Raw genomic sequence first — 26,009 nt, 5'->3', positions numbered from 1 at the left:
GGTCAGGCCGGGGCGGGGAGGTCCGCCAGGGCGGCGACGACGTCCTGGTGGTGTCCGGCGGAGCCGAGGGCGAGCTGGTCGGCCTTGGCGCGCTTGAGGGCCAGGTGGGCCGGGTGCTCCCAGGTCATGCCGATGCCGCCGTGCAGCTGGACGCACTCCTCTGCCGCGCGGACGGCGACGCCGGAGCAGTACGCCTGGGCGACGGCCACCGTCAGTTCGGCGTCGGGCGCGCCGGTGGCGAGGGCGTCGGCGGCGGCGCGGGCCGCCGCCCGGGCACCGACGAGGTCCAGCCAGAGGTGGGCCATGCGGTGCTTGAGCGCCTGGAAGGAGCCGATCGGCCGGTTGAACTGGTACCGCTCCTTGGTGTGGCGGACGGTCTCCTCCAGGCACCACTCGGCGAGGCCCAGCTGCTCGGAGGCGAGCAGACCGGCGCCCGCGAGCAGCCCCCGGCCGACGGCGGCGCGCCCCTCCTCGGTGCCCGCGAGGCGGACGCCCTCGGCGTCGTGGGTGTCGACGGCGGCGAGCGGCCGGGTCAGGTCGAGCGAGGACCGGGGGGTGAGGACGGCGTCCGCGGCGTCGACGGCGTAGAGGCCGTCGGGGCGCGGGACGAGGAGGACGTCGGCGGCGAGGGCGTCGGCGACGGCGGGGACGCGGTGTGCGGGTTCGGTCCGCTGCCGCGGCGCGGTGGAGAACGGCAGCGCGAGGACGGCGACGCGTTCGCCGCTCGCCAGCGCGGCGAGCAGGTCGGCCGCCGGGCCGCCGTCGGCGGCGAGGGCGAGCAGCGTCTCGGTCGCCACCACCGAACCGGTGAGGTACGGGGCCGGGGTGACGGCCCGGCCGAGCTCCTCCAGGACGACGGCCGCCTCGCGGTGGCTCGCGCCCTGGCCGCCGAGCTTCTCCGGGACGAGGAGTCCCGCGGCGCCGATGCCGCTCGCGAGGGCCTCCCAGAGGCCCGGGACGTACGGGCTCGGCTCCTCGACGCGGCCGAGGACGGTTCGGGTGTCCGCCCGGTCGGCGAGCAGGGAGCGGACGGCGGCCCGCAGGTCGTCCTCGGTGTCGGAGTAGAGCAGGTCCGGCTGTCGGGTCATCGGGCGAGGTCCTTCCAGGGGACGTCCTTGTCGTTGCGGGGCTCGGGCGGCAGGCCGAGGACGCGTTCGGCGACGATGTTGAGGAGCACCTCGGTCGTCCCGCCCTCGATGGAGTTGCCCTTGGAGCGCAGGTAGCGGTAGCCCGCGTCGCGGCCGGTGAAGTCGACGTGATCGGGCCGGACCATCGTCCAGTCCCCGTACAGCAGTCCTTCGTCGGCGAGGAGTTCGACCTCCAGGCCGCTGATGGCCTGGTTGAGGCGGGCGAAGCCCAGCTTCATGGCGCTGCCCTCGGGGCCGGGCTGGCCGGCGACGAGCTGCTGGCGCAGCCGTTCGCCGGTGAGGCGGGCGACCTCGGCGTCGACCCAGAGGTCGAGGAGGCGGCGGTGGAGGGCGTGGGTGCGCAGTTCGGGGCGGTCGCGCCAGACGCCGGCGGCCTTGCCGATCATGCCGCCCTCGCGGGGGATGCGGGAGCCGCCGATGGAGACCCGTTCGTTCATGAGGGTGGTCTGGGCGACCCGCCAGCCGTCGCCGGGTTCGCCGAGGCGGTGGGCGTCGGGGATGCGGACGCCGGTGAGGAAGACCTCGTTGAACTCGGCCTCGCCGGTGATCTGGCGCAGCGGCCTGACCTCGACGCCGGGGTCGGTCATGTCGCAGACGAAGTAGGTGATGCCGCGGTGCTTGGGCAGGTCGGGGTCGGTGCGGGCGATGAGGATGGCCCAGCGGGCGGTGTGGGCGCTGGAGGTCCACACCTTCTGGCCGTCGACGATCCAGTCGCCGGTGGCCTCGTCCCTGACGGCGCGGGTGCCGAGGGCGGCGAGGTCGGAGCCGGCGCCGGGCTCGCTGAAGAGCTGGCACCAGACCTCCTCGCCGGTCCACAGGGGCTTGAGGAAGCGCGACCTGATCTCGTCGGATCCGTACGCGAGGAGGGTGGGGGCGGCCATGCCGAGGCCGATGCCGATGCGGCGGGGGTCGTTGTCGGGGGCCCCGGCGGCGGCGAGTTCGGCGTCGACGACGGCCTGGAGGGCGCGGGGGGCGTCGAGTCCGCCGAGGCCGACGGGGTAGTGCACCCAGGCGAGGCCGGCGTCGAAGCGGGCGCGGAGGAAGTCGAGCCGGTCGGTCTCGGCGGGCGGGTGCTCGGCGAGCAACGCCCGGGTGCGCGCCTTGAGTTCGGCGGCGTCGGTCATGCGCGGGCTCCTTCCGGGAGGACGACCAGGCGGCCGGTGGTGGTGCCGTCGGCGACGCGCTGGACGGCGTCGGCGGCGCCGGCGAAGGGGACGCGTTCGGCGACGAGCGGCTTGACGGTCCCCTTGGCGGCGAGGGCGGTGAGGGTGTCGTGGCACTGGAGCACGGCGGCCGGGTCGAGGCGGGCGTAGAGGCCCCAGTGGAGGCCCAGGATCGAGTAGTTCTTCACCAGGGCGTGGTTGAGGGCGGGGGTGGGGATGGTGCCGCTGGCGAAGCCGACGACGACGATCCGGCCCTCGAAGGCGACGCATTTGGCGGACTGCAGGTAGGCGTCGCCGCCGACGGGGTCGTAGATGACGTCGGCGCCGCGGCCGCCGGTGGCGGCCTTGACGGCGGCGACGACGTCCTCGGCGTGGCGGTCGATGACGACGTCGCAGCCGAGGGCGCGGGCGACGGCGGCCTTGTCGGGGCCGCCGACCACGCCGATGACGGTGGCGCCGGCGGCCTTGCCGAGCTGGACGGCGGCGCTGCCGACGCCGCCGGCCGCGGCGTGCACGAGGAGGGTCTCGCCGGCCCGGAGGGCGGCGCGGCGGTGGAGGCCGAACCAGCCGGTCTGGTAGCCGATGTGGAGGGCGGCGGCCTCGGCGTCGTCGAGGGCGTCGGGGGCCGGAAGGAGGGTGGCGGCGTCGGCGAGGGCGTGGTCGGCGAAGCCGCCGTGCGGGAGGGCGGCGGTGGCGATGACCCGGCGCCCTTCCGGGGTCTCGCCGCAGAGCTCGACGCCGGGGGTGAAGGGCAGGGGCGGGCGGACCTGGTAGTGGCCGCGGCAGAGCAGCGCGTCGGGGAAGTTGACGTTGGCGGCGCGGACCTTGAGGAGGACCTGGCCGGGGCCGGGCTCGGGGGCGTCCACCTCCTCGCGGCGCATCACCGCGCCGGGTTCGCCGTTCTCGTGCACTCGCCATGCCTGCATCCGTCGAGCCTCCGTCCGTACCGTGCGGTCGGTCGCATACTAAGCGGTCGCTTGCTCCGAGGGGAACCACTCGGCCGGACTTCGTGGCGCGCACCGGCCGCAGCGGGCGTCAGCCGGACTTCTTCGGCCGCGCCCGTACGTGCATCCGCTCGCCCTGGGGTCCGTACAGGCTGAGGAACTCCACCGGCCCGTCGGCGGTCGGCCCGAACCAGTGCGGCACCCGGGTGTCGAACTCGGCGGCCTCGCCCGCGTTCAGCACCACGTCGTGCTCCCCCAGCACGAGCCGGAGCCGCCCGGAGAGCACGTACAGCCACTCGTACCCCTCGTGGACCCGCGGGTCCGGCTGCTCCGAGGCCTTCTCCTGGACCACCTTGTACGCCTGGAGGCCGCCGGGCTGGCGGGTGAGCGGGTACATGGTGCGGCCGTGCCGGACGATGGGGCGGGCCCGCACCCGCGGGTCGCCGACCGGCGGGGCGCCGACCAGCTCGTCGAGCGGCACCTGGTGGGCACGGGCGAGCGGCAGGAGGAGTTCGAGGCTGGGCTTGCGCTGCCCGGACTCCAGACGGGAGAGGGTGGACACGGAGATGCCGGTGGCGGCGGAGAGCTCGGCCAGCGTCACCCCCCGGTCGCGGCGGACCCGGCGCAGCCGGGGGCCGACCTCGGTGAGCACGGCGTCGATGCGGTCGTCTTCGGGCATGCGTCCAGTGTTGCAGGAACGGCAAGTTTCCTTGCCGCCATTCCGGTTTCGGCGTCACTCTCGCGGCATGAACGCACTCCTGGATGACAACAGCTACGAGGTCGTGGTGGTCGGCGGCGGGGCGGCCGGGCTGAGCGCCGCGCTGGTCCTCGGCCGGTCGCGGCGCCGCACCCTGGTCGTCGACGCGGGCGAGCCGCGCAACGCGCCCAGCGCGCACATGCAGGGCTATCTGTCCCGGGACGGGATGAGCCCGGCGGAGTTCCTGGCCGCCGGCCGCGACGAACTGCGCGCGTACGGGGTCGAGGTCCGGCCCGGAGAGGTCACGGCCGCGGTCCCGGACGGTGACGGCTTCTCCCTGACGCTCGCCGACGGCACCGCGCTGTCGGCCCGGCGCCTGGTCGTCGCGACCGGTCTCGTCGACGAGCTGCCGGAGATCGAGGGGCTGGCCGGGCGGTGGGGCAGGGACGTGCTCCACTGCCCGTACTGCCACGGCTGGGAGGTCCGCGACCGGCCCTTCGGGGTCATCGCCCACCCGGCCATGCCCGCCCACCAGGCGCTGGTCGTCTCCCACTGGTCCCCCGACGTCACCCTCTTCCTGAACGGCGCCGCGCTCACGGAGCAGGACGCCCGGCTGCTCGACGCGGCGGGGGTGCGGACCGTGCCGGGAGCGGTCGAGGGGATCGTCGTGGCGGACGACCGGCTGACCGGGGTCCGCCTCGCCGACGGCGGGTCGGTCGGCTGCGAGGTCGTCTTCGCGGCGGCGACCCGGCTCCTCGCCCGCGACGCGGTACTGCGGCAGCTCGGCGCGGAACTGTACGAGACCCCCTTCGGCTCCTTCGTGAAGGTGGACGAGACCGGCCGGACGAGCGTGCCGGGGGTGTGGGCGGCGGGGAACGTGACCGGCCCCACCGAGCAGGTCGTGAACGCGGCGAGCCTCGGCTACCGGGCCGGCACGGTGATCAACGGGGAACTGCTGATGGGCGACCTGGCGGCGAAGGCGGACGGACGCGTCCGCTGAGTGGCACCGGGGGCGTCGGGTCGCCCGGGCCGCGTCCAACGGCCGGGGCGGGGTGGCGCGCCGGCCGGCGGGGGCGTCCGGGCCGGGGCGGGGTGGCGCGACGGTCGCCCGGGTCCCATCCGGGCCCCAGGGCCGAGTGGTGCGCCGGTCGGCGGGGACGTCAGGCTCGGACCCGGTGGCGCGCCGGGCGGCCGGGCACCCGGGCGGTGTGCCGGACCGCGAGCATCCGGACAGTCCGCCGGACGGCCGGACGGCCGGACGGCCGGGCACCGGACGGCCGGACGGCCGGACGGCCGGGCACCGGACGGCCGGACGGCCGGGCACCGGACGGCCGGACGGCCGGGCACCGGACGGCCGGACGGCCGGGCACCGGGCACCGGGCACCGGGCACCGGGCACCGGGCACCGGGCACCGGGCAGTGTGCCGGACGGCCGGGCCTCCGGACGGTGCGCCGGGCGGCCCGGCCGCGTCCGAATCCGGCGTCCCGGGTGGTGCGCCGGTCGGATGAACCGGGGCGGGAGCGGTCGCGTCGCTCCCGTGGGGGGGTTGAGGATCGGCCATGGTGGCCGGAAACCGGCCCGGAGGCAGGACGACGGAAGGACGGCACCCGCCCATGCTCGACACCCGGTACACCCACGGCTCCCCCTGCTGGATCGACCTCGGCAGCCCGGACACCACCGCCGCGGCGGAGTTCTACGCCGCCGTGTTCGGCTGGGAGTACCGCTCGGCTGGCCCCGAGGCCGGCGGATACGGCTTCTTCCAGCGGGACGGGGCCACGGTGGCCGCCCTCGGACCGCTCACCGAGGAGGGGGCCCGCAGCGCGTGGACGGTGTACTTCCAGGCCTCGGACGCGGACACGGCGCAGATGGTGACGGCCGCCGAGGGCGGCAGGGTCCGCGTCCGCGCCATGGACGTGATGGACGCCGGGCGGATGGCCGCCCTCACCGACCCGGCGGGGGCCGAGTTCGCCGTCTGGCAGCCGGGCTCGGTGAAGGGCCTGGACCGCACCTCGTCCCCCCACACGCTGGTGTGGGTGGAGCTCCACACGCCCGACCCGGAGGCCGCGCTCGACTTCTACCGCTCGCTGTTCGACTGGCGCTGGGCGGAGATGGCGGCGCCCGGCATGACGTACCGGGTGATCTCCACCGCCGACGGCGACCAGCAGGACGCCTCCTTCGGCGGCGCCGCCGAACTCCAGGACTCCGGCGAACGGTCCCGCTGGGTCCCCTACTTCGCGGTCGAGGACGCCGACGCGACGGCGGACGCGGTGACCGTCGCGGGCGGGAGCGTGCTGCTCCCGCCCGCCGACATCCCCGACGTCGGCCGCCTCGCCTGGTTCGCCGACCCCTCCGGCGCGGAGTTCGCCGTCCTGAAGCCCGCGCCGATGGGCTGACCGGCTACCGGGGGGACCTGGTCGGTGGCTCCGGGGTCGATCAGGCGCGCAGGATGCGGACCGCGTCGGCCGCGGTCGGGCGGAAGGCCCCGGCCAGGATCACCGAGCGGGAGACGTGGCGGGGCCGGTCGGGGTTGAGTCCGCGCCGGGCGGCGAGCGCGACGGCGAGGCGCTGGGCGCGGACCAGCGCGGCGACCGGGTCGACGGCGTCGGCGGTGAACAGGGCGCCGGTGGACTCGACTTCCTCGCGCAGCCCGGCCGGCGCGGGCCCGAGGCACCAGACGAGGCTGGTCCGGTCGCTGATGCTGATCGGGCCGTGGCGGTACTCCATCGCCGGGTACGACTCCGTCCAGACGCGGGCGACCTCGCGGAGCTTCAGCGCCGCCTCGTCGGCGAGGCCGACGGTCCAGCCGGTGCCGAGGAAGGTGAACTGGACGCGCCGCTGCCAGGCCGGGGGCAGCGGTTCGTAGAGGGCGAGCTCGGCGTCCGCGAGGGAGGGCCCGAGGTCCACGCCGAGCCCCGCGCGCAGGAGTTGCAGGGCGGTGGTCGCGAACCGGGTCTGCACGACGGAGCGTTCGTCCGCGAAGGAGAGGTCCACGATCCGGTCGGCGAGCCGGCCGGCGGGGCTGTCCGGGACGCCGGTGAGGACGAGGGTGGGCAGCCGGCCCGCCGCGCCGCCGAGCAGGTCGACGACCTCGGTGGTGGTGCCGGAGCGGGTGAGGGCCACGAGCCGGTCGTAGCCCCGGCCGAGCGGGGTCCGCTCGGAGGCGGGGAAGGCGTCGGTCTCGCCCGCGCCGAGGGACTCCCGCAGGGCCGCGTAGGCGCGGGCGATCAGGTACGAGGTGCCGCAGCCGACGACGGCGACGCGCTCGCCGGACCGGGGCAGCCGGTCGGCGAGCGGGCCCGCGAGGGCGGCGGCGCGGCGCCAGGAATCGGGCTGGCCGGCTATCTCGGCGGTGACGTGTGCGCTCATGCACCGAGTTGTAGCGGCGGTGGCCGGGCGGGACCATGGGCGATCGGGTCCGGCGCTTGGACTTTCGCGCCGGACCTGGGCCGGTACCCGTGTCCGCGCGGGTACGGCGTCAGAGCTCGTCGCGGGAGAGGGCGAGGAGGCGGTCGAGGACGCGCGGGCCGCCGGCGCGGACGCCGTCGTGCTCGAACTCGTCGGTCACCCAGGTGCGCAGCCCCCGGATCGTCCGGGCGGTCTCCAGGGAGTGGACGGTGTCCACGTACATGTCGTCGTGGTAGACGGCGGCGGCCACCGGCACCCGGTTGGCGGCGAGCCGCTCGGGGTCGTACAGCGGCGTCCAGTCGTCCCGCGCGGCGAGCAGCTCGGCGGTCTCGCGCAGCGGGCGCAGCGCCGGGTCGGTGGTGAAGTGCCAGGGGTGGACGGTCTCGCCGGTGAGGAGGACGGGGGCGCCCGAGGCGAGGGCGCCGGCGGCGTCGAACTCGGGGAAGTCGGCGCGGACCCGCTCGGCGGCCCAGTCCGTGGGGCCCTGCCCCTGGGCGTAGATGGCCTCGTGGAGGACGGCGTACAGCGGGTGGCCGGCGTACGAGAGGTGCGCCTGGACCTGCTCCAGGAAGGCGTCGGCGAGGGCGGGCCCGGTGGGGGTGGGCACGAAGGCGCCCTCCAGGAGGTGGTGGAGCTGGTGGGTGCCCTCGCCGGAGCCGAGGAGGATGCCGAGGGACTGGAAGGCCTCGACGGTGAGGAGGCCGCCGCCGGGCAGGGTGACCTCGTGTTCCATGAGGTGGGCGGCGACGGCGCGGACGCGTTCGGCGTCGCGCGGGTAGCGGGCGAAGTGGGCCTCGTTCTTGCGGCGGACGCGAGGGTAGGCGGCGGCGTAGACCTCGTCGGCGGTGGCGTCGAGGGACGGCAGGCCGCCGGTGATCAGGACCCGCTCCAGGCCCTCGGGGGCGGTGGAGAGGTAGTGGACGGCGCAGAAGCCGCCGAAGCTCTGGCCGAGGACCGTCCAGGGGGATCCGCCGGTGAGGCGGCGGCGGATCAGCTCGCAGTCCCGGACGATCGAGTCGGCGCGGAAGTGCGCGAGGTAGTCGGCCTGCGCGGCGGCGTCGCCGCGCAGCGGGAGGGTCTGCCGGTTGGCCGGGGTGGAGCGGCCGGTGCCGCGCTGGTCGAGCAGCAGGACCCGGTAGTCCCGCACGGCCCGGCCGATCCACGCCTGCCGGCCGATGAAGCGGCGGGCCCCGAAGCCGGGACCGCCCTCCAGGTAGACGAGCCAGGGGAGCCGCTCGCGCTCCCGCTCGCCGAGCCCGGAGGCGACGAGCTCACGGCCGTACACCTCGATCTGCTCGCCGTCGGGGCGGGCGTGGTCGAGGGGGACGGGGAACTGGTGGTCGGTGACGACGACGCCGGGCTGACGGTAGGTGGTCAACGGTGCTCCTGCGGGTGGGCCTGCTCCGTACGCACCCAGTGGATCACGGACCGGCACGGCGGGGCGTCAGGAGGCCTGCATCACCGCGATGACGTTCCCGGCCGGGTCGGTGAACCAGGCGATGCCGGCGGGGCCGCCGTCGCCCGCGCCCCGGACGACGCCCTTCTCGTCGGCCTCGAACTCGGGGTAGCGCTCGAAGGCGGCGCCCCGGGCGACCAGGTCGTCGACGGCCCGGTCGATGTCGTCGACCTCGAAGTTGAGGACGGTGAAGGAGGCCGGGACGTGGTTCTCCTTGGGGTAGACGAAGACCCGGGCCCCGCTCGGCAGGGTCAGGAACAGCATCCGCATCTCCCCGGTACCGCTCTCCTCCACGGGCAGGCCGAGCAGGTCGCCGTAGAAGCGGCGGGCGGCGTCCAGGTCGTCCACCGCGAAGCTGCTGTACGCCGTCGTCTCGCCGAACATGGTGCTCCCTTCCGGGGCCCCGGAGGACGGGGCTCACCCTTCCAAGGATCCGTCTGTCCGGCGCCCGCCGCGCGGGGCGGCTCGCGTGTCCGCCCCGCGCGGCCGTCGGCGATCAGGGCCCGATCGGCAGCTGCCGCTTGTGCTCGGTGAGCTCGTAGCGGCGGACGATCGACGCGTAGGCGTCCTCGGAGACCGGCTTGCCCTCCAGGAAGTCGTCGATGTCGTCGTACGTGACGCCCAGGGCGTCCTCGTCGGGCTTGCCCGGGTCCAGGGTCTCCAGGTCGGCGGTGGGGACCTTCCAGACCAGGGAGTCGGGGGCACCGAGCGCGGCGGCGACCGCGCGGACCCGGCGCTTGGTGAGGCCGGTGAGCGGGACGAGGTCGGCGGCGCCGTCGCCGAACTTGGTGAAGAAGCCGGAGACGGCCTCGGCGGCGTGGTCGGTGCCGACGACCAGGCCCTCGTGGGCGCCGGCGACCGCGTACTGGGCGATCATGCGCTGGCGGGCCTTGATGTTGCCGTGCACGAAGTCCTCGTGGTGGGCGTCGCGGAAGGCGACCCCGGCGGCGCGGGCGGCGTCGAGGGCGGCGTCGCTGGCCGCCTTGACGTCGACGGTGAGGACCTGGTCGGGGCGGATGAAGTCGAGGGCGGTCCGGGCGTCCTTCTCGTCGGCCTGGACGCCGTACGGCAGGCGCATGGCATAGAAGGTCGCCTCGTGACCGGCGGCGCGGGCGCGCTCCACGGCGAGCTGGCAGAGCCGGCCGGCGGTGGTGGAGTCCACGCCGCCGCTGATGCCGAGGACGAGGGAGCGCAGTCCGGTGCTGGTGAGGCGCTCGGCGAGGAAGGCCACCCGGCGCTCGATCTCGGCGGCCGGATCGAAGGACTCGGGGACCTGGAGCTCGCGGGCGATCTGCTGCTGGCGGGCGATGGGCGCCGGGTCGGTCACGGAAGGCTCCTCGTCGGAAGGGTTGCGGTCGACGCTTCCGACTCTACGGGGTGCGGGGCGAGGACCCGGTCAGGGGCCCGCGCGCGCAGCGCCTCGACGCGCCGGGGGGGGGGAGTCCCGGCGAAGCCGCCGCGGTTCCGGGGCGCGCCAGGGGGCCGGACGTGGCCGGTGGGCGGGTCAGGCGGTGCCGAGGGCGCGGTCGAGGCCCGCCTGGGGGAGGTCGGTGAGGGCGCGGAGGAAGATCTCGTCGTAGGCGGGTTCGCCGAGCGCGGCGCGGACGCCGGCGGTGTGGTGGGCGTGGAGGGCGCGCAGGCCGGGAAGGCCGCGGCGGGGCTGGCCGGTGGCACGCCAGTGGGCCTCGCCGGTGCCGGAGACGTCGGCGGCGCGTTCGCCGTCGCCGGCGGCGGCGTGGGCGGTGGCGAGGACGTCGAGGCCGAGGGCGACGCCGAGGCCGGCGCCGAGGGCGCGGGTGCCGGCGAGCATGGCGCGGGCGTGGTCGGCGGCGGCTGCCGGGTCGCCTTCGAGGAGGGCGGCGAGGGCGAGCTGGTACTCCAGGGCGGTGCGGGTCCAGTGCTCGTCGAGGGCGTCGCAGAGGGCGCGCAGGGCGAGGGCGTCGGCGCGGGCCTCGGCGAGGAGGCCGAGGCCGGTGAGGGCGAAGACGCGCACGAGCCGGCAGCGGAGGGTCGCGGCGGAGCCGGCCGTGGTGTCGCGCGCCGAGGCGAGGACGTGGTCCACGAGGACGAGGGCGGCGCGGGCGCGGCCGGTGGTGAGGGCGAGGAGGCCGGCGAGGGCGGCGGCGTCGAGGGTGAGCTCGCCGGGGCCGTACGGCTCCGGGGGCGCCCAGGGGCGTTCCGCCGGGTGCTCGGTGTGGCGGGCTTCGCGGGCGCAGCGTTCACTGGCGTCCCGCGCGGGGCCGAGGTCGCCCTGGAGGACGAGGGTGACGCCGAGGGCCCACAGGGCGCGGGTGCGGGTGCGGCCGCGGGCCTCGCTGAGGAGGAGGGCGCGTTCGAGTCCGGCGCGGGCCTCGCGGAGGCGGCCTCGGCAGGACCAGGCGAAGGCGACGGAGCCGATCAGGTCGAGGGCGGTGTCGGGGTCGGTGCGCAGGAGGTGGTCGAGGGCGGTGCGCAGGTCGGTGTGGTGGGTGTCGACGGCGTGGTGCCAGTGGAGCTGGTGGGGGCCGTGCCGGGTGGCCCCGCCCTGGGCCGCGAGGGCGGCGAAGTGCGCGGCGTGCCGGTCGGCGACGGTGCCGGTCTCGCCGAGGCGGTCCAGCCAGCCGGCGCCGTACTCGCGGATGGTGTCGAGGAGGCGGTGGCGGCCGGCGCTGTCGGCGGGGCGGACGACGGAGGCGCGGACCAGGCCGGCGAGGGCGGTGGGGAGGGTGTCGGGGGTGAGGGGGCCGCCGGTGCAGACGGCGGTGGCGGTGGCGAGGTCGAAGGGGCCGCGGAAGACGGAGAGACGGGCCCAGAGGAGCCGTTCGAGGGGGTTCGCGAGTTCGTGGCTCCAGCCGATGGCGGCGCGCAGGGTTCGGTGGCGGGCGGGCCAGACGCGTCCGGGGGCGGCGAGGAGGTCGAAGCGGGCCTGGGGGCGCGCGGTGAGGCGGCTGCCGAGCTGGTCGCGGACGGCTTCGGCGCCCTGGAGCCGGATCTGGGCGGCGGCGAGCTCCAGGGCGAGGGGGATGCCTTCGAGGCGGACGCATATGTCGGCGGCGGTTCCGGCGGGGAGTTCCTCTCCGGTGGCGGTGCGCAGGAGGTCGAGGGCGTCGTCGCCGGCGGGCGGCAGCGGGTCGAGGAGGACGGTGTGTTCGCCGGGGACGCCGAGGGGGCGGCGGGACGTGGCGAGGACGGTGAGGCCGGGGGCGGCGTCGAGGAGCTCGGCGACGAGCCGGCCGCAGGCGTCGGCGAGGTGGTCGCAGCAGTCGAGGACGAGGAGGAGGCGGGACCCGGCGAGGCGGCGGCGCAGGGCGCCGGTGTCGGTGCCCGGGGTGTGGTCGGCGAGGTCGACGGAGTCGGAGACGAGGGCGACGAGGAGGCGTTCGCCGTCGAGCTGGCCGAGGTCGGTCCACCAGGCGCCGTCGGAGTGGCGGTGCCGCACGCGGTGGGCGGCGCGCAGCGCGAGCCGGGTCTTGCCGACGCCGCCGACGCCGGTCACGGTGACGAGGCGGTGCTCCGCCAACGCGGCGGTGAGGCGCGTCAGTTCCGTGCGGCGGCCTGTGAAACCCGGGTTCTCGTCCGGTAGATGTCCACGCACGGGAGCAGTGTCCCTCATGTCCGGGCCGAATGCCGCTGCCTGGCGGCTTCGTCACGGATGCGGGTGCGGGTGGCGCCGGGGGCGCGGCGGGTGGTCAGCAGGCGTCGCGGGCGCGCTCCTCGAAGGCGTCCCTGGTGGTCTCGCCGTCGAGGGTGAGGACCCGGTCGGCGGGGAGGGCGGCGAGGTCGGCGGCGGTGAAGGAGACCTCGCCGGCGTAGGCGTACTCGTCGTCGGGGTCGGCGAGCGAGAGCACGTAGGTGACGCCGGGGAGGAGGGTCTGGGGGCCGCGGGTCTCGACGTCCCACCGGGCGGGCGGGGAGAAGAGCGCGATGTCCTCGGCCGCGCGGGTCCCCTGGGCGCGCCAGCCCTGCCAGGGTTCCGGGTCCTCCGGGGCGTCCGGTCCGGTGCCGGCCTCCGGCCGGTCGGGGGTGACGTCCAGGAGGGGGCCCCGGATGGTGCCGTCGTCCTCGCAGGACCGCAGCAGGGCCCGCGGGGTGCCGCGCTCGTCGACGTAGACGGCGACGAGCGGCCGCAGCGCCGGCGAGCAGCCGCTCACCGTCAGGCCGATCACCGTGGCGGTCCCGGCCGCGACCCACCCCCGTGCGGATCCGCGTCCGCCTGTCGCCCTGCCGTGCGTCATCGCCGTGCCCCTCCCCCGGTGCCGTGTGCGGCGCAGTGTCGCACGGCCGGGTTGCCGGTGGCCCACGGTGGCGTCACGTTGTGGGGCCGGGGGGTTCTCCGGGGGTGGCGAGGTCGTCGACGGCATCGGCGGTGACGACGGCGCCGGTGGAGCGCTTGCCGCGGCGCAGGCGGCGTTCGAGCCGGGAGGCGACGGTGGTGAGGGCGAGGTTGAGGAGGACGAAGAGGACGGCGACGACGGTGAAGCAGGCGATGGTGTTGGCACCGTAGTTGGCGCTCATGGGGCGGACGGAGGCCAGGAGTTCGGCGAAGCCGAGCATGGCGCCGCCGAGGGCGGTGTCCTTGACGATGACGACGAGCTGGCTGACGAGGGCGGGCAGCATGGCGGTGACGGACTGCGGCAGGAGGACGTGCGCCATGGTCTGGCCCTTGCGCATGCCGATGGCCTTGGCGGCGTCGGTCTGGCCGGCGGGAAGCGCGAGGATGCCGGCGCGGACGACCTCGGCGAGCACGGAGGCGTTGTAGAGGACCAGGCCGGTGACGACCGCGTACAGGGGGCGGGTCTCGGGGCTGATGTCGGTGAACTCGGCGTAGGCCGCGTTGGCGAAGAGCATCAGGATGAGGACGGGGATCGCGCGGAAGAACTCGACGACGGTGCCCGCGCCGGCGCGGACGGCGCGGTGGTCGGAGAGGCGGGCGATGCCGAGGAGGGCGCCGAGCGGCAGCGCGAGGACCATGGCGAGCGCCGCGGCGATGACGGTGTTCTTCAGAGCGGGCAGCAGATACGTCTCCCAGACGCGGCCGTCGGTGAAGAACGGCTCCCACTTCTCCGCCTCCAGTTGGTTCTTGGCGTCGAGTCCGACGATCACCCACCGGACGACGGCGGCGAGGGCGGCGAGGAAGAGCAGCGTCCAGAGGAGGTTGCGGCGGCGGGCGCGGGGGCCCGGGACGTCGTAGAGGACGGTGGCGGCTTCGTCCCGGGCGGTGCGGTGCCTGGCCGCGCGGCCGTTGCCGGTGCCCCTCACCGTTTGACCGCGACTTTCTTGGCGAGCCGGCCGAGGAGGAGGCCGGTGGGCAGGGTGAGACAGAGGAAGCCGAAGGCGAAGATCGCCGAGATGAGGATCAGCTGGGCCTCGTTCTCGATCATCTCCCGCATGAGCAGGGCGGCTTCGGCGACGCCGATCGCGGCGGCGACGGTGGTGTTCTTGGTGAGGGCGATGAGGACGTTGGTGAGCGGGCCGACGACGGAGCGGAACGCCTGCGGGAGCACGATGATCCGCAGGATCTGCGGGAAGCTGAGCCCGATCGCCCGGGCGGCCTCGACCTGTCCGAGGGGGACGGTGTTGATGCCGGAGCGCAGCGCCTCGCAGACGAAGGCGCTGGTGTAGGCGGTCAGGCCGAGGACGGCGAGCCGGAAGTTGATGGTGGTGAAGCGGTCGGCGCCGAGGCTGATCCCGAGGGTCTGGAAGAGGCCGAGGGAGGTGAAGACGATGATGACGGTGAGGGGAATGTTGCGGACGACGGTGACGTAGGCGGTGGCGAAGCCCCGCATGAGGGGGACGGGGCCGACGCGCATGGCGGCGAGCAGCGTCCCCCAGACGAGGGAGCCGAGGGCGGACCAGAAGGTCAGCTGGACGGTCACCCAGAAGGCGCCCAGGAGGTCGTAGCCTTCGAGGAAGTCGAACACGGCGGCCGGCTCACTCGACGATCACGCCGATCTTCGGCGCCGGTTCGTTCTGGTAGTTCGCCGGGCCGAAGTTCTTTTCCACGGCGGCGTCCCAGGAGCCGTCGTCGACCATCTTCTCCAGGGCCGTGTTGATCTTCCCCTTGAGGTCGCTGCCCTTCTGGACGCCGATCCCGTAGTTCTCGTCGCTCAGCTCGAAGCCGCCGAGCTTGAACTTGCCCTTGAACTCCTCCTGGGCGGCGTATCCGGCGAGGATCGAGTCGTCGGTGGTGAGGGCGTCGATGACGCCGTTCTCCAGGCCGGTCAGGCACTCGGAGTAGCCGCCGTACTCCTGGAGCTGGGCGTCGGGGGCGATGTCGTCCTTGACGTTCTGCGCGGAGGTGGAGCCAGTGACGGAGCAGAGCCGCTTGTCGTTCAGGTCGGACGGCCGCTTCACGGAGTCGTCGTCGGCGCGGATCAGCACGTCCTGATGGGCGAGGAAGTAGGGGCCGGCGAAGTCGACCTTCTCGGCGCGCTCGTCGTTGATCGAGTAGGAGGCGGCGATGAAGTCGACGTCGCCGCGCTGGAGCATGGTCTCGCGGTCGGCGCTCTTCGCCTCCTTCCACACGATCTGATCGGGCTCGTGGCCCAGTTGCCTCGCGATGTAGGTGGCCACGTCGACGTCGAAGCCGGTGTAGGTGCCGTCGGGGGTCTTGAGGCCGATGCCGGGCTGGTCGAACTTGATGCCGATGGTGATCCGGTCGTCGTCGTCGTGGTCGGCGGGCACGGCTCCCTGGGCGAAGGACGCGGTGCCGAGGGCGAGGACGAGGGCGGTCGCGGAGGCGACGAGGGTCCGGGGGGTCCTGAACGGGTTCATGCGATCACCCCGTGGGGGCTCGGTGGTGTCGGTGGCGTTGGTGTGGGTGGTGTCGGTGGTGTGGTGTGAGTGGTGTCGGCGGCTGCCGTGGTTTCCGGGGGCTCGGTGGCGTCCGCGGTTTCCGTGGGGCTCGGTGGTGTCAGTGGTGGAGGATCTTGGAGAGGAAGTCGCGGGCGCGGGCGCTGCGCGGGTTGCCGAAGAACTCCTCGGGGGTGGTCTCCTCGACGATCCGCCCGTCGGCCATGAAGACGACGCGGTGGGCGGCGGAGCGGGCGAAGCCCATCTCGTGGGTGACGACGACCATGGTCATGCCGTCCTGCGCGAGCTGCCGCATGACCTCCAGGACCTCGTTGATCATCTCCGGGTCGAGGGCGGAGGTCGGCTCGTCGAAGAGCATCACCTTGGGGTCCATCGCCAGGGCCCGGGCGATGGCGACCCGCTGCTGCTGACCGCCGGAGAGCTGCGCCGGGTACTTGTCGGCCTGCTCGGCGACGCCGACGCGGTCGAGGAGCGAGCGGGCCCTCTCCTCGGCGGCCTTCCGGTCCTTCTTGCGGACCTTGATCTGTCCCAGGGTGACGTTGTCCAGGACGGTCTTGTGGGCGAAGAGGTTGAAGGACTGGAAGACCATGCCGACGTCGGCCCGGAGCCGGGCCAGTTCCCTGCCCTCGGCCGGGAGCGGTCTGCCGTCGACGCGGATCTCGCCGCTGTCGATGGTCTCCAGGCGGTTGATCGCGCGGCAGAGGGTGGACTTCCCCGAGCCGGAGGGGCCGATCACGACGACCACCTCGCCGCGCCGGATGGTGAGGTCGATGGACTGGAGGACGTGCAGCGCCCCGAAGTGCTTGTCCACCCCGCGCAGGACCACGAGCGCGTCACCGTCGCCCGCGACGGGAGCCCGCGGGTCGACCTTCGGGCCGGGGTAGGGCCTCACCGGGTCGGGCCTCACCGAGTCGCTCACCGAGTCGGGCATCTCCGGGTCGGGCATGTCACCCTCCTGGCTCACGCCCCCTTGGGCCGTTTGCTCCTCGGTCTCATGCTCCGCCCTGCGCGCCCCCGTCGCACGCCGGAGCCGCGCGGGCCCGGCACTCCCCCGGCGCCGTGGCGGCCGGCGGGCTGTACGCACCCGTGCCGCCTGCGCTCCGGGCCCGGTGGGCGGAGACTGGGTTCGGGGGTGTACGCGCGCGACGAGGAGGGCCCGTCATGAGGAGTGCCGCACCCAAGGTCGGTTCGCTGCCGGCGGAGCACCGCGAGCGACTGATGGCCTTCGCCGAGGACGTCTACTTCGAGTCGGGCGACCGGCTCTTCGAGGAGCAGGCGCACGCGGAACGGTTCTGGATCGTGAAGACCGGGGCGGTGAGCCTGGACGCCAAGGTGCCGGGGCGGGGGTCGCCGGTGATCGAGACGCTGCGCCACGGCGAGCTGGTGGGCCTGTCCTGGCTGTTCCCGCCGTACCTGTGCCAGTCGGGAGCGGAGGCGATGACCCCCGTCAGGGCGTACGAGTTCGACGCCACGGCGGTACGGGCGATGTGCCACACGGACGTGGACTTCGGATCGGCGGTCTACTACTGGGTCGGGTCGATCCTGGCGCACCGGCTCCAGGTGACGCGGGTGCGGCTGCTCGACCTGTACGCGCCGCACGGCAGCGGAATCATGGCCTGAGGCCTCCGGACACGCACGGGCGTCGGTCCGCTCGCGGACGGCCGGTACGTCCGTGGCGCCCGTCATGGGCGCGCTCCAGAGCCCGGTGCGGCTGACGATGCTCGGCGGCCATCTGCTACTCGCGGCGAGCCGTTCCGTCGACGGCTGTACGGAACGGTCGGCGCGGCCGCCTCGGCCGCCTCCCTGGGTGATGTGGCGTGCGATGTCCGCGGCCCCTCCTCGGGATCCCGCTGGGGTGGCGGCCGTGGCCGGCCGGCGGCCGGGCCGGGCCGGGCGGTGCGTGGTCCGGCGCGGTCCGGACGGCCGGCCGCCGCACAAAGGGCCTGCGGGAAGGCGGACTGACCGCCGGACTGGCGGGCTCCGCACAGCGGACTGCCGCACAGCGGGGCGGAGTGCCGGACGGCTGGCTGCCGCACAGCGTGCGGACTGCCTGACGGTGGGCCGCCGCACGGCGGACTGACTGCCGGACGGCGGGCTCCCGGATCGGCGGACGGGTCGCCGACCCCCGGGCCGTACGGTGGCGGGCCCGTCCGAGAGAGTCGGCGGAGCGGGCGGAGTGATCTTCGCCGCACCGAGAGGACGGGGCCTTCCCGGCCGGCTACCCGGCGGTACGGTGACGGCACCCGGCGGCGTGACCCGGCGTACCCCCGACGGGCGGGAGGCCCCGATGACAGCAGCTGTGAGCGCGCGCGAGGCAGTGGCCCTCGTCACCGACGACTTCACCGAACTCCCCTCCGCCGCGGGGCCCGGCGGTGACGGGCCGCTCGACTGGCCCGGGTACGGGCGGGCGCGGGCCGCCGCGGCCGCCCGGTCCGGCGAGGACGAGTCCGTGGTCTGCGGCACCGGCACGGTCGGTGGGGCGCGGACGGTGCTGGTCTCCTTCGAGTTCGGCTACCTGGGCGGTTCGATCGGCGAGGGCACCGGAGACCGGGTCGCCGCCGCGCACGCGCACGCCCGGGCCCACCGGCTGCCCGTGACGGTCCTCCTGGCGACGGGCGGCAGCCGGATGCAGGAGGGCATGCGGGCGCTGGCACAACTCCAGCGGCTGGCCGGGGAATCGGCGCGCACCCGGGCCGCGGGGCTCCCGCAGCTCGCGGTCCTGCGCGATCCGACGACCGGCGGCGGCTGGGCCACCCTCGGCGCCGGTTCGGACGTGGTCCTCGCGCTGCCGGGCGCGCAGGTCGGCTTCGCCGGCTCCCGCGTCCGGCCCCGGGACGCCGACCCCGCCGCGTACACGGCCGAGTCCCAGCTCGCCCACGGCCACGTAGACGCGGTCGTCCCCGCTGCGGAGCTGCGGGACGTGCTGGGACGCTGGCTGTCGCTGCTCACCCGCCCGGCCGAGGGGCCGGTCCCGCCGCCGTACGCGCTCGGCGCCACGGAGCCGGCCGCGAGCGGGCGCGACGCGGTGGCGCGGGCCCGCCGCCCGGAGCGGCCCCGGGCCGACCGCTACCTCGCCGACGTCTTCACCGAGCGGGCGGAGCTTTCCGGCGACCGCGTCGGCGGCACCGATCCGGGGATCCGGTGCGGCTTCGGCCGCCTGCCGTACGGTCGCGTACGCGGCGCAGTGCGGGACGGCGACCCGGCCCGCCGGGTTCCGCACCGCCGCCCGCCTGGTGCGGCTCGCGGACCGGCTCCGGATCCCGGTGCTGACCCTCATCGACACCCCGGGCGCCGCGAACGACGCCGAGGCGGAGCGCGCGGGCGCGGGCCCGGCGATCGCGGAACTCTTCGGCGCGGTCGCGGAGGCCGTCGTCCCGGTCACCGCGCTGCTGGTCGGCGAGGGCGGCTCGGGCGGCGCGCTGGCGCTCGCGGCGCCCGGCAACACCTGGGCGACCCCCGACTCGTACTTCTCCGTCATCGCCCCCGAGCTCGCCACGGCCATCCTGAAGCGCGCGCCGGAGGACGCCGACGCCACCGCCGACGACCTGCGCCTGCGCCCGGAAGACCTGGTCGCCCTGGGGGTCGTGCGCGGCGTGGTCGGCGCCCGGCCGACAGCCGAACGGGGGGCCGCGGACGACTGAGGTCCGCGGAGCCGCCCCGCGGCGGCGTTCTCGATGCGGGAGGGGCGCCCACCCCCGAGACGCCTCGGCGATGCCGGGGGGCGGCGCCCGCCGGCATCGCCTGAGGGGTTCCCAGGAGGGGCAGCGCCCGGCCAGAACGACCGGGTCAGTGGTCGCGGGGTCCGCCGACCGCGCGGCGCCGGGTCCAGCGGGCCACCGCGCGCAGGAGGAGAACCAGGGTCGCCACCCAGGCGGCGGCGAAGGCCCAGATCAGGGCTGGGGCCGAGGTCGCGACGGCGAGGACGAGCAGGGTGAGGGTCACCGCCGCGAGCGCTGCGGCGCCTTTCCCACCGTGCCCCCGTAGCCGGGGCAGGCCGGGTGCCGGACGGCGGCCGGCCATGCGGCGGGCGAGTCGGTCGTCGGCGTTCAGGTCCGCCTCGATCTCGGCCAGTACGCGCTGCTCGTGCGGGGAGAGCCGGGCCTCGTCCATCGCGGACACCTCCTCCGGTCCGGAGTCCCGCGCGGGGACGCGGGCTCGTTCCCCGGGCGGCTACCCGCCCGGGACGGCTTCAGACGGTTTCCCGGGGCCCCGGATGCTCAGGGGAAGCGGACTACGCACCACACGGTCCGCCCGTGGTCATGTGCCACCCAACCCCAGACCGCGGCGAGCCGCCGGACCAGGTGGAGGGTGGTGCGGGAGGGGACTCCCGGGCGGCGTCGGCCCGCGTGGCCCGGGGCGACCGAGCAGGTGTCGCTCACCTGGAGCCGTATGCCGTGGGGGGAGCGGTCGAGGCGGAGCTCGTACGGGACTCCCCCGCGCCGTACCGCGTCGACGACGAGCTCGGTGACGAGGAGCTGCGCATCGGCGACCGCCGTCCTGGCCGACGGCGACAGCGGCCCGTACCAGTCGACCGCTGCCCGGGCCGCCAGCCGCCGGAAGGTACCGGCGGTGCCGGGTCCGCCGTCGAGCACGTACCGCCGGGAGGGCCGTCCCGTGCCGGTTCCACGGCTCCTCTCCTGTGTCTCCATGCCCTGCGTCTGGCCGAGCCCGGAATCGCCCAAACGTTTAAAAATAGGTACATATGGGTCAAAACCTGCTGAGTGGGAATCCTCTCTACAAGGAGGAACACCTCATGGCCATGGGCCGAGCCGTAGACGCATCCCCGCCCCCGTCGCCCGCTCGCGCGGAGGCGACCACTTCCGCCGCCACGCGGCGGCGGGCCCTCGGGGGGCTTCCGGAGCCGGAGAATCCGCGGGCGTCCTCCACGGACGACGCGCGGACCCTCTCCGCGGCGATGTTCGTACGGCTCCGGGAGCTGGAGGAGGGCACTCCCGAGCACGCGTACGTGCGCAACACCCTGATCGAGCTGAACCTGAGCCTGGTGAAGTTCGGCGCCCGTCGGTTCCGGGGACGTCCGGAGCCGGTGGAGGACATCGTGCAGGTGGGGACGATCGGCCTGATCAAGGCGATCGACCGGTTCGACCCCGGCCGGGGCGTCGAGTTCTCCGCCTTCGCGCTGCCGACGATCGTCGGCGAGATGAAACGTTTCTTCCGGGACACCGGCTGGGCGGTGCGGGTGCCGCGCCGGCTCCAGGAGCTGCGGATCGACCTGGCCAAGGCCTCCGACGACCTGGAACAGCGCGACGGGCACCGGCCCGACCGCGCCGAGCTCGCCGCGCGGCTTCACCTCACGCCGGAGGAGGTGGCGGAGGGGGAACTCGCCGCCAACGGCTACAGCGCCCACTCGCTCGACGCCCCCGTCGGCGACGACGAGTCCCGCGCCCCCCAGGGCACGGCCGGACGACGCACGGCCGTCGAGGAATCCGCCTTCGAGCTGATCGACGACCTCCACTCGCTGCGCCCGCTGCTGGAGCGGCTGTGCCCCCGCGACCGGCTGATCCTCTCCCTGCGCTTCGGCGAGGAGCTGACGCAGGCCGAGATAGGCCAGCGGATCGGCCTCTCCCAGATGCATGTGTCCCGGCTGCTCGCCCGCATCCTCGGCGAGCTCAGGGACGGTCTGCTGACGGACGACGCCACGGCGGACGAGTCGGCCGGCTGATCTCCAGCCACACCACCTTGCCCACCGTCCCGGGCCCCCGGTCCGAGGAACCCCAGGCGGTCGCGAGCCGGTCGAGGACCATCAGCCCGTGACCGCCGGGCAGGGACGGCGAGCGGGGGGCGAGCCGGCGCGGATGGTCGGGGCTGCGGTCGGCGACCTCCACCCGGAGCAGCCCGTCCGTGTGCCGGAGCACGAACTCCTCCGGCCCGCCGCCGTGCAGGCAGGCGTTGGTCACCACCTCGGACACCAGCAGCAGCACGTCCTCGACCCGCTCCCGGGTGAGGGCGCTCTCGGCGGGGATCCAGCCCCAGTCCGCCAGCGCCCGCGCGGTGAAGTCACGGCAGCGGGAGACCGCGCCGACGCTGCCGTGCAGCACCAGGCGGCGGGTCTGCGCCACGGGTGGGCCGTCGCCCCGGGTCTCGTCCCTGTCCTCCATCACCGGCCGCCCGTCAGACCGGGTCCCCGGGGCGGCCACCGCCCGGTCCGGGGCCCGAGGCGTCACCGGAGCCGCCGCCGGATCCTTCACCGGCGCCGCCGCCGACGGACGGGCCGGCGGAGGAGCCGGGAGGCGGGGGGTCGGTGGAGGGGGTGACGGGCCGGTCCGCGGGGGTGACGGACCGGTCCGCTGGGGCGGCGGGTGGGGTCGCGTCGGGGTCGGCCGGCCCGTCCCCCGAGGGGGCAGGAGGCCGGTTCGCGGAGGGGTCGGCGGGACGGTCCCCGGAAGGGTCGGCGGGACGGTCTCCGGGAGGGGAGGCGGGGTGGTTCGGTGAGGGGGAGGTGGAAGGGTGCCCGGACGGGTCGGTCGAGGGGTCGTCGGCCAGGGCCTGGCGGACGTCCTCGTACACCTGGAAGACGCGCAGGGCACCGGTGATCTCGAACATCCGGTCCACCGGCGGCCTCAGTCCGGCCAGGTCGAGCCGGGCGCCCGCCTCCAGGGCCCGGGCGCGGGCCTTGAGCAGCAGGTTGAGTCCGGTGGAGTCGCAGAAGTCCAGTCCGGCGCAGTCCACGATGATCCGGGCCGCGTGGGCGTGCTTCTCCAGGGCGGTGCCGAGCGGCTCGACCGTGTCGTGGTCGAGTTCGCCGAGCGGTGCCACGACGACGGTCTGCCGGCCCGGGTCGGGCCGTACGTCCACGCTGAACCGGCCCTGCCCTGGGGGCGGGCCGCCCCCGAACACTCCCTCCCCGCCGTCCCCGATGCCCCTGCTGCCGTCCATGCACGCCTCACCTTCACCAGGTGAGTCCATTTTCGGCCCATACGGGCCACCCTGCGAGCAGAGGGCCGTGCGGCGGGTCAGACGGTGGAGGGCGGCGGCGTCCAGCGGTGGTGGCGGGCGACCCCCGTGTCGACGCCGTACTCCTTCCTCAGGTGCTCCGGGATGGCGTAGTGCATCACCCGGCCCCGGGTGAGCGTGGACAGCTCGAAGACCGAGGTCAGGTGGCCGAGCCGGTCGAGCGCCCAGGCGGCGAACGGGGACGCGTCCTCCACGGACTCCAGGACCCCGAGCAGCGGCGGCAGCGCCTTCACCGCGGTGTCCCAGCGGCTGCGGGGCACGTCGAGCCAGTCCCCGACGGTGTCGCCGACGAGGTGGCGGATCAGGGCGGAGACGACCGGGTCGAAGAGGGTGCCCGGTACGACCTCCTCGTACAGGTCGATCAGCTGCCGGGTCAGCACCACGCCCTCCTCCGAGGGGCCCATGTGCCGGAGGAGGTAGAGGTCGAGGAAGGCGCGCGCCTCGTCGAGGGTCTTCGGTACGGCCGTCTGGTCGACGCCGAGGATCGCGCCGACCACCCGCCAGGCGTAGTAGTACGCCTCGGCGCCCTCGGTGGACATGTGGACGCCGAGCCGGTGGAGGCTGTCCAGGACGAGCATCGAGAAGAACATCTGCCCGCCGATCATGTCCTCCTGGCAGATCGGCACCCCGTCGGCGGCCGTGTCCCAGCGGTCGGCGCGGATCAGGTGGTGGCGGATGGAGGCGTGCAGCAGCCGCACCTTCTGCGCTGCGGGCACGAACCGGCCGCCCGCCTCGAAGGCGTCCGGCCGCATCAGGTACGTCGTGAACTGGCCGGTCTCCGCCATGCGCTTGTTCGGGTAGTGCAGCCCGTGGGTGGCGGAGAGCAGCCGGGCGACGGGCGGGACGACGTAGCAGGCGGGCATGGAGGCGAAGGAGAGGGCGGTGTTGATGTGGACGTTGTTGTCCGCGAAGAAGAGCCGGGCCTTCTCCATCTCGTTCCAGTCGACCCAGGCCGGCGGGACGGCCGTCGTCTCCAGGTACTCCCTGGCCACGTCCGGCAGGCCGGCGGGGAGCTCCTGGCCGGAGACGGAGACGTACCGCATGAGGGAGTTGAAGAGGCCGACCTCGCCGCGTTCGAAGAGGGTGGCGACGACGGTGTCGGCGAGCTCGTCCCCGCTCTGGCGCAGGGCGTCGAGGGAGGCGTCGGTGTACGCGCCGGGGCCGGCGGCCGGGGCGGCGGGGCCGGCGGACGGGGCGGTCGACGGGTCGGGGGCGGCGGAAGGGGCGTGGGTGCCGGTCACGGAGGGCGCTCCAGGGGCGGTGGGGAAGGTCAGTGGTGGCGGACGGCCGCGCGGTGGGCGAGGTCCGTGAGGGCGCGGTGGGCGGCGGCCGGCAGGTCGAGCTCGTCGAGGGTGCGGACCGCCTCCTCGACCCGGCCGGCGATCATGCGCTCGACCCGTGCGGGCGCGCCGAGTTCGGCCATGAGGTCGCGCACCCGGCGCAGCTCGCCGTCGTCGGGTCGCCCGTCGCCGTCGAGGGTGCGGCGCAGCAAAGCGCGCTGCGCGGGATCCGCGGCTTTCCACGTCTCGGCGAGGAGGACGGTGGGCCGGCCGGCGCGGAGGTCGTCGAGGGGTGCCTTGCCGGTGCGGGCGGGGTCTCCGAAGAGGCCGAGGAGGTCGTCGCGGAGCTGGAACGCCTCGCCGAGCGGCAGCCCGTAACGGGAGTACCCCTCACGGAGGGCGGCGGGGGCGCCGGCGAGGAGCCCGCCGAGGAGGAGGGGGTGTTCGACGGTGTACTTGGCGGTCTTGTAGCGGACCACCTTGAGGGAGGTGCCGGTGTCCGGCGGGGCCCCGGTGTGGAGGATCTCCAGGGCTTCCCCGGCGACGAGTTCGCGCGCGAGGGCGGCCCACAGGGTCCGGCCCCGGGAGAGGTACGCGGCGGGCAGCCCGGACTCCGCGTAGAGGCGGCCGGCGAGGGCCATCAGGTGGTCGCCGAGCAGCAGGGCGAGCGCCCGGGCCGCCGTGCGGGGCTTCCGGCCGAGATGGGGCAGGGCCGCGAAGAGGTGATGGGCGGTGGGGTGGCCGTGCCGCAGGGGGCTGTCGTCGATGAGGTCGTCGTGGACGACAGCGGCGGCGTGGACCAGCTCCATGGCGGCGGCGGCCCGCATCAGGGCGTCGCTGTCGGGCTGCCCCGCGGCCCGCCAGCCCCAGTAGCAGAACGCGGCGCGGAGCCGCTTGCCGTGGCGGGCGGTGGCGCGCAGCGCCTCGGCGAGCGGGTCGAGCGCGTCGTCGACCGCGAGGAGTTCGGTGGCCTCGTCGTCGAGGAAACCGGCGAGCACCGCGTCCGTACGCGCCTTGAACTCCTCCGGCACCCAGACGTCAGACATCGGGGTTCGCCTCGGACCGGGTCGTCGGGGTGTCGGGGTTGGCGTCGGGGGCGGGGGCTGGCCCGGGGGCAGGGTCCGGCTCGGTGGCCCGGTCCGGCTCGGTGGTGGGGTACGGCTCGGGGGCGAGGCCTGGCCCCGGAACGGGATCCGGCTCGGTCGCCCAACCCGGCTCGGGGGCTGGGTCCGGCTCAGGGGCTCGGTCCGGCTCGGTGGAAGGGTCCGGCTCAGGGGCTGGGTCCGGCTCGGTGGCTCGGTCCGACTCGGTGGAAGGGGCCGGCTCAGGGACGCGACCCGGCTCCGGGACAGGGGCCCGCCCGGGAACGGGACCCGGCCCGGGAACGGGATCCGGCCCGGGAACGGAGTGCGGCTGGGTCATCCAGCCCGGCTCGGTGGCAGAGCCCAGCTCGGTGGCAGGGCCCGGTTCGGTGACTGGGCCCGGCACCGCCGCAGGGCCCGGCTCGGTGGCGGAGTCCGGTTCGGTGGCAGGGCCCGGTTCGGTGGCGGGGTACGGCTTTCCGACAGGGCCCGGTTCGGTGGCGGGGGCTTGCGCCGCCGCCGGGGGTTTCGCCGCGAAAGGGGCTTCCTCGGCAGCGGGGGCTTCCGCCGTGGCAGGGGTTTCCTTCGTGGCGGAGGCTTTCGCGGCGGATCGGCGGGCGGCGGCCTCGCGGGCGAGGAGCTCCATGTGCGGGAGGGACCCGGGGCCGTCGCGGTCGGCGGCGAGGCGGTCGAGGGCCAGCCGGCCCCGGGCTCGCAGGTCGGCGGCGGCGTCCTGGGCGATGTCGGCGGAGTCGGCGCGGCCGAGGAGGGAGCGGAGCGAACCGGCGGCGGTGCCGATCGTCTCCACGACCAGGTCGGCGAGGCCTGCGGCCAGCAACAGGGCCTTCTCGTCGGCGCGTTCGCCCGGGGGCTTGGGGTGGGTCATGCCGGCCGGCTCCTCGGGGAGAGAGGGGATCGGGGTGCGTACCGGGCCAGCATCGGGTATGGAGGGGCGCGTTCCCGCCCCGCGCTCACTCGTTCAGGTGGTCATGACCGGGAGTTCCGGGGCTCACCGCGGGATGTGCGGTGAGGGGTCGGTCGGCCGACGACGAGTTGGCGGGGGCCGCCCG

At 75.2% G+C, this 26,009-nt stretch carries 25 protein-coding genes and 1 pseudogene; 5 read left to right on the top strand and 21 right to left on the bottom strand.

What is annotated here, in order from left to right:
* Positions 1 to 2: 2 nt before the first annotated feature.
* The 4 genes from ACFZCF_RS26855 to ACFZCF_RS26840 all read right to left on the bottom strand — a co-directional run bounded on the left by ACFZCF_RS26855 (position 3) and on the right by ACFZCF_RS26840 (position 3,934).
* Positions 3 to 1,088 (bottom strand): acyl-CoA dehydrogenase family protein, encoded by a 1,086-nt coding sequence (locus ACFZCF_RS26855; RefSeq protein WP_391289363.1) that lies wholly within the window; start codon positions 1,086 to 1,088, stop codon positions 3 to 5.
* On the bottom strand, positions 1,085 to 2,272 hold the full coding sequence (locus ACFZCF_RS26850) for an acyl-CoA dehydrogenase family protein (RefSeq protein ID WP_391289361.1): 1,188 nt from the start codon (positions 2,270 to 2,272) through the stop codon (positions 1,085 to 1,087). The genes ACFZCF_RS26855 and ACFZCF_RS26850 overlap by 4 nt, the downstream gene beginning before the upstream one ends.
* Entirely contained in the window at positions 2,269 to 3,237 is a 969-nt protein-coding gene (locus ACFZCF_RS26845; RefSeq protein ID WP_391289360.1) for a zinc-binding dehydrogenase, read from the bottom strand. The genes ACFZCF_RS26850 and ACFZCF_RS26845 overlap by 4 nt, the downstream gene beginning before the upstream one ends.
* Positions 3,238 to 3,346: 109 nt before the next feature.
* Positions 3,347 to 3,934 carry a helix-turn-helix domain-containing protein gene (locus ACFZCF_RS26840; protein WP_391289358.1) on the bottom strand — a complete coding sequence of 196 codons (588 nt, stop codon included), beginning with the start codon at positions 3,932 to 3,934 and terminating at the stop codon, positions 3,347 to 3,349.
* A gap of 67 nt (positions 3,935 to 4,001) precedes the next feature.
* Between ACFZCF_RS26840 and ACFZCF_RS26835 the strand changes: the two genes are divergently transcribed.
* Both ACFZCF_RS26835 and ACFZCF_RS26830 read left to right on the top strand, forming a co-directional pair.
* Positions 4,002 to 4,952 carry an FAD-dependent oxidoreductase gene (locus ACFZCF_RS26835; protein ID WP_391289356.1) on the top strand — a complete coding sequence of 317 codons (951 nt, stop codon included), beginning with the start codon at positions 4,002 to 4,004 and terminating at the stop codon, positions 4,950 to 4,952.
* A 613-nt stretch (positions 4,953 to 5,565) separates the two neighbouring features.
* Positions 5,566 to 6,345 (top strand): VOC family protein, encoded by a 780-nt coding sequence (locus tag ACFZCF_RS26830; RefSeq protein ID WP_391289355.1) that lies wholly within the window; start codon positions 5,566 to 5,568, stop codon positions 6,343 to 6,345.
* A gap of 40 nt (positions 6,346 to 6,385) precedes the next feature.
* Here ACFZCF_RS26830 and ACFZCF_RS26825 read toward each other — a convergent pair whose 3' ends face one another.
* The 10 genes from ACFZCF_RS26825 to ACFZCF_RS26780 all read right to left on the bottom strand — a co-directional run bounded on the left by ACFZCF_RS26825 (position 6,386) and on the right by ACFZCF_RS26780 (position 16,551).
* Positions 6,386 to 7,318 (bottom strand): SIS domain-containing protein, encoded by a 933-nt coding sequence (locus ACFZCF_RS26825; RefSeq protein WP_391289353.1) that lies wholly within the window; start codon positions 7,316 to 7,318, stop codon positions 6,386 to 6,388.
* A 109-nt stretch (positions 7,319 to 7,427) separates the two neighbouring features.
* Positions 7,428 to 8,735 carry an alpha/beta fold hydrolase gene (locus ACFZCF_RS26820; protein WP_391289351.1) on the bottom strand — a complete coding sequence of 436 codons (1,308 nt, stop codon included), beginning with the start codon at positions 8,733 to 8,735 and terminating at the stop codon, positions 7,428 to 7,430.
* 66 nt (positions 8,736 to 8,801) lie between these two features.
* Complete coding sequence (locus ACFZCF_RS26815; protein ID WP_391289349.1) at positions 8,802 to 9,197, bottom strand: VOC family protein; 396 nt, start codon at positions 9,195 to 9,197, stop codon at positions 8,802 to 8,804.
* Between the two features lie 112 nt (positions 9,198 to 9,309).
* Positions 9,310 to 10,140, bottom strand: a complete 831-nt coding sequence (gene nadE / locus ACFZCF_RS26810) for an ammonia-dependent NAD(+) synthetase (protein ID WP_388448651.1) — start codon at positions 10,138 to 10,140, stop codon at positions 9,310 to 9,312.
* 177 nt (positions 10,141 to 10,317) lie between these two features.
* On the bottom strand, positions 10,318 to 12,405 hold the full coding sequence (locus ACFZCF_RS26805; RefSeq protein ID WP_391289348.1) for an NB-ARC domain-containing protein: 2,088 nt from the start codon (positions 12,403 to 12,405) through the stop codon (positions 10,318 to 10,320).
* Between the two features lie 76 nt (positions 12,406 to 12,481).
* Positions 12,482 to 12,958 carry a hypothetical protein gene (locus ACFZCF_RS26800; RefSeq protein WP_388448647.1) on the bottom strand — a complete coding sequence of 159 codons (477 nt, stop codon included), beginning with the start codon at positions 12,956 to 12,958 and terminating at the stop codon, positions 12,482 to 12,484.
* Between the two features lie 142 nt (positions 12,959 to 13,100).
* Positions 13,101 to 14,051: an ABC transporter permease subunit gene (locus ACFZCF_RS26795; protein WP_391289345.1), complete on the bottom strand. Its 951-nt coding sequence runs from the start codon at positions 14,049 to 14,051 to the stop codon at positions 13,101 to 13,103.
* Entirely contained in the window at positions 14,048 to 14,713 is a 666-nt protein-coding gene (locus ACFZCF_RS26790) for an ABC transporter permease subunit (RefSeq protein ID WP_391289343.1), read from the bottom strand. The genes ACFZCF_RS26795 and ACFZCF_RS26790 overlap by 4 nt, the downstream gene beginning before the upstream one ends.
* Before the next feature lie 10 nt (positions 14,714 to 14,723).
* The gene (locus ACFZCF_RS26785; RefSeq protein ID WP_388448641.1) at positions 14,724 to 15,566 is read right to left on the bottom strand and encodes a glutamate ABC transporter substrate-binding protein; all 843 of its coding nucleotides are present in this window, start codon (positions 15,564 to 15,566) and stop codon (positions 14,724 to 14,726) included.
* A gap of 139 nt (positions 15,567 to 15,705) precedes the next feature.
* Positions 15,706 to 16,551 (bottom strand): ATP-binding cassette domain-containing protein, encoded by an 846-nt coding sequence (locus ACFZCF_RS26780; protein WP_391289341.1) that lies wholly within the window; start codon positions 16,549 to 16,551, stop codon positions 15,706 to 15,708.
* A gap of 215 nt (positions 16,552 to 16,766) precedes the next feature.
* Between ACFZCF_RS26780 and ACFZCF_RS26775 the strand changes: the two genes are divergently transcribed.
* Positions 16,767 to 17,225 (top strand): cyclic nucleotide-binding domain-containing protein, encoded by a 459-nt coding sequence (locus tag ACFZCF_RS26775; RefSeq protein ID WP_388448637.1) that lies wholly within the window; start codon positions 16,767 to 16,769, stop codon positions 17,223 to 17,225.
* A gap of 667 nt (positions 17,226 to 17,892) precedes the next feature.
* Positions 17,893 to 19,246 (top strand): annotated as a pseudogene (locus ACFZCF_RS26770) (carboxyl transferase domain-containing protein).
* A gap of 145 nt (positions 19,247 to 19,391) precedes the next feature.
* Here the strand turns inward: ACFZCF_RS26770 and ACFZCF_RS26765 are convergent.
* On the bottom strand, positions 19,392 to 19,715 hold the full coding sequence (locus ACFZCF_RS26765) for a DUF3040 domain-containing protein (protein WP_391289339.1): 324 nt from the start codon (positions 19,713 to 19,715) through the stop codon (positions 19,392 to 19,394).
* A 107-nt stretch (positions 19,716 to 19,822) separates the two neighbouring features.
* A complete protein-coding gene (locus ACFZCF_RS26760; RefSeq protein WP_391289337.1) occupies positions 19,823 to 20,287 on the bottom strand; it encodes an ATP-binding protein in 465 nt (154 codons plus the stop codon).
* Positions 20,288 to 20,364: 77 nt separating this feature from the next.
* Between ACFZCF_RS26760 and ACFZCF_RS26755 the strand changes: the two genes are divergently transcribed.
* Positions 20,365 to 21,285, top strand: a complete 921-nt coding sequence (locus ACFZCF_RS26755; RefSeq protein ID WP_391289335.1) for a SigB/SigF/SigG family RNA polymerase sigma factor — start codon at positions 20,365 to 20,367, stop codon at positions 21,283 to 21,285.
* Here the strand turns inward: ACFZCF_RS26755 and ACFZCF_RS26750 are convergent.
* From ACFZCF_RS26750 to ACFZCF_RS26730, 5 genes are all read right to left on the bottom strand, one after another.
* A complete protein-coding gene (locus tag ACFZCF_RS26750) occupies positions 21,233 to 21,721 on the bottom strand; it encodes an ATP-binding protein (protein ID WP_391289333.1) in 489 nt (162 codons plus the stop codon). The genes ACFZCF_RS26755 and ACFZCF_RS26750 overlap by 53 nt on opposite strands.
* Before the next feature lie 13 nt (positions 21,722 to 21,734).
* Positions 21,735 to 22,499 carry an anti-sigma factor antagonist gene (locus ACFZCF_RS26745; protein WP_391289331.1) on the bottom strand — a complete coding sequence of 255 codons (765 nt, stop codon included), beginning with the start codon at positions 22,497 to 22,499 and terminating at the stop codon, positions 21,735 to 21,737.
* A 77-nt stretch (positions 22,500 to 22,576) separates the two neighbouring features.
* On the bottom strand, positions 22,577 to 23,704 hold the full coding sequence (locus ACFZCF_RS26740; RefSeq protein WP_391289382.1) for an oxygenase MpaB family protein: 1,128 nt from the start codon (positions 23,702 to 23,704) through the stop codon (positions 22,577 to 22,579).
* Between the two features lie 143 nt (positions 23,705 to 23,847).
* A complete protein-coding gene (locus ACFZCF_RS26735) occupies positions 23,848 to 24,903 on the bottom strand; it encodes a polyprenyl synthetase family protein (RefSeq protein WP_391289329.1) in 1,056 nt (351 codons plus the stop codon).
* On the bottom strand, positions 24,896 to 25,825 hold the full coding sequence (locus ACFZCF_RS26730) for a hypothetical protein (protein ID WP_391289327.1): 930 nt from the start codon (positions 25,823 to 25,825) through the stop codon (positions 24,896 to 24,898). Before ACFZCF_RS26730 ends, ACFZCF_RS26735 begins: the two co-directional genes overlap by 8 nt.
* Positions 25,826 to 26,009: the final 184 nt, after the last annotated feature.

The organism is Streptomyces sp. NPDC007945 (genome assembly GCF_042958885.1).
Classification (GTDB): domain Bacteria; phylum Actinomycetota; class Actinomycetes; order Streptomycetales; family Streptomycetaceae; genus Streptomyces.
The sequence above is the reverse complement of the archived record's forward strand: the minus strand, read 5'-3'. Positions and strand labels throughout refer to the sequence as shown.

Bases quoted from the DNA above. Each gene is read 5' to 3' on its own strand.
- ACFZCF_RS26855 (WP_391289363.1), bottom strand. From the start codon at position 1,088: ATGACCCGACAGCCGGACCTGCTCTACTCCGACACCGAGGACGACCTG.
- ACFZCF_RS26850 (WP_391289361.1), bottom strand. From the start codon at position 2,272: ATGACCGACGCCGCCGAACTCAAGGCGCGCACCCGGGCGTTGCTCGCC.
- ACFZCF_RS26845 (WP_391289360.1), bottom strand. From the start codon at position 3,237: ATGCAGGCATGGCGAGTGCACGAGAACGGCGAACCCGGCGCGGTGATG.
- ACFZCF_RS26840 (WP_391289358.1), bottom strand. From the start codon at position 3,934: ATGCCCGAAGACGACCGCATCGACGCCGTGCTCACCGAGGTCGGCCCC.
- ACFZCF_RS26835 (WP_391289356.1), top strand. From the start codon at position 4,002: ATGAACGCACTCCTGGATGACAACAGCTACGAGGTCGTGGTGGTCGGC.
- ACFZCF_RS26830 (WP_391289355.1), top strand. From the start codon at position 5,566: ATGCTCGACACCCGGTACACCCACGGCTCCCCCTGCTGGATCGACCTC.
- ACFZCF_RS26825 (WP_391289353.1), bottom strand. From the start codon at position 7,318: ATGAGCGCACACGTCACCGCCGAGATAGCCGGCCAGCCCGATTCCTGG.
- ACFZCF_RS26815 (WP_391289349.1), bottom strand. From the start codon at position 9,197: ATGTTCGGCGAGACGACGGCGTACAGCAGCTTCGCGGTGGACGACCTG.
- ACFZCF_RS26805 (WP_391289348.1), bottom strand. From the start codon at position 12,405: ATGAGGGACACTGCTCCCGTGCGTGGACATCTACCGGACGAGAACCCG.
- ACFZCF_RS26785 (WP_388448641.1), bottom strand. From the start codon at position 15,566: ATGAACCCGTTCAGGACCCCCCGGACCCTCGTCGCCTCCGCGACCGCC.
- ACFZCF_RS26780 (WP_391289341.1), bottom strand. From the start codon at position 16,551: ATGCCCGACCCGGAGATGCCCGACTCGGTGAGCGACTCGGTGAGGCCC.
- ACFZCF_RS26775 (WP_388448637.1), top strand. From the start codon at position 16,767: ATGAGGAGTGCCGCACCCAAGGTCGGTTCGCTGCCGGCGGAGCACCGC.
- ACFZCF_RS26765 (WP_391289339.1), bottom strand. From the start codon at position 19,715: ATGGACGAGGCCCGGCTCTCCCCGCACGAGCAGCGCGTACTGGCCGAG.
- ACFZCF_RS26755 (WP_391289335.1), top strand. From the start codon at position 20,365: ATGGGCCGAGCCGTAGACGCATCCCCGCCCCCGTCGCCCGCTCGCGCG.
- ACFZCF_RS26750 (WP_391289333.1), bottom strand. From the start codon at position 21,721: ATGGAGGACAGGGACGAGACCCGGGGCGACGGCCCACCCGTGGCGCAG.
- ACFZCF_RS26745 (WP_391289331.1), bottom strand. From the start codon at position 22,499: ATGGACGGCAGCAGGGGCATCGGGGACGGCGGGGAGGGAGTGTTCGGG.
- ACFZCF_RS26735 (WP_391289329.1), bottom strand. From the start codon at position 24,903: ATGTCTGACGTCTGGGTGCCGGAGGAGTTCAAGGCGCGTACGGACGCG.
- ACFZCF_RS26730 (WP_391289327.1), bottom strand. From the start codon at position 25,825: ATGACCCACCCCAAGCCCCCGGGCGAACGCGCCGACGAGAAGGCCCTG.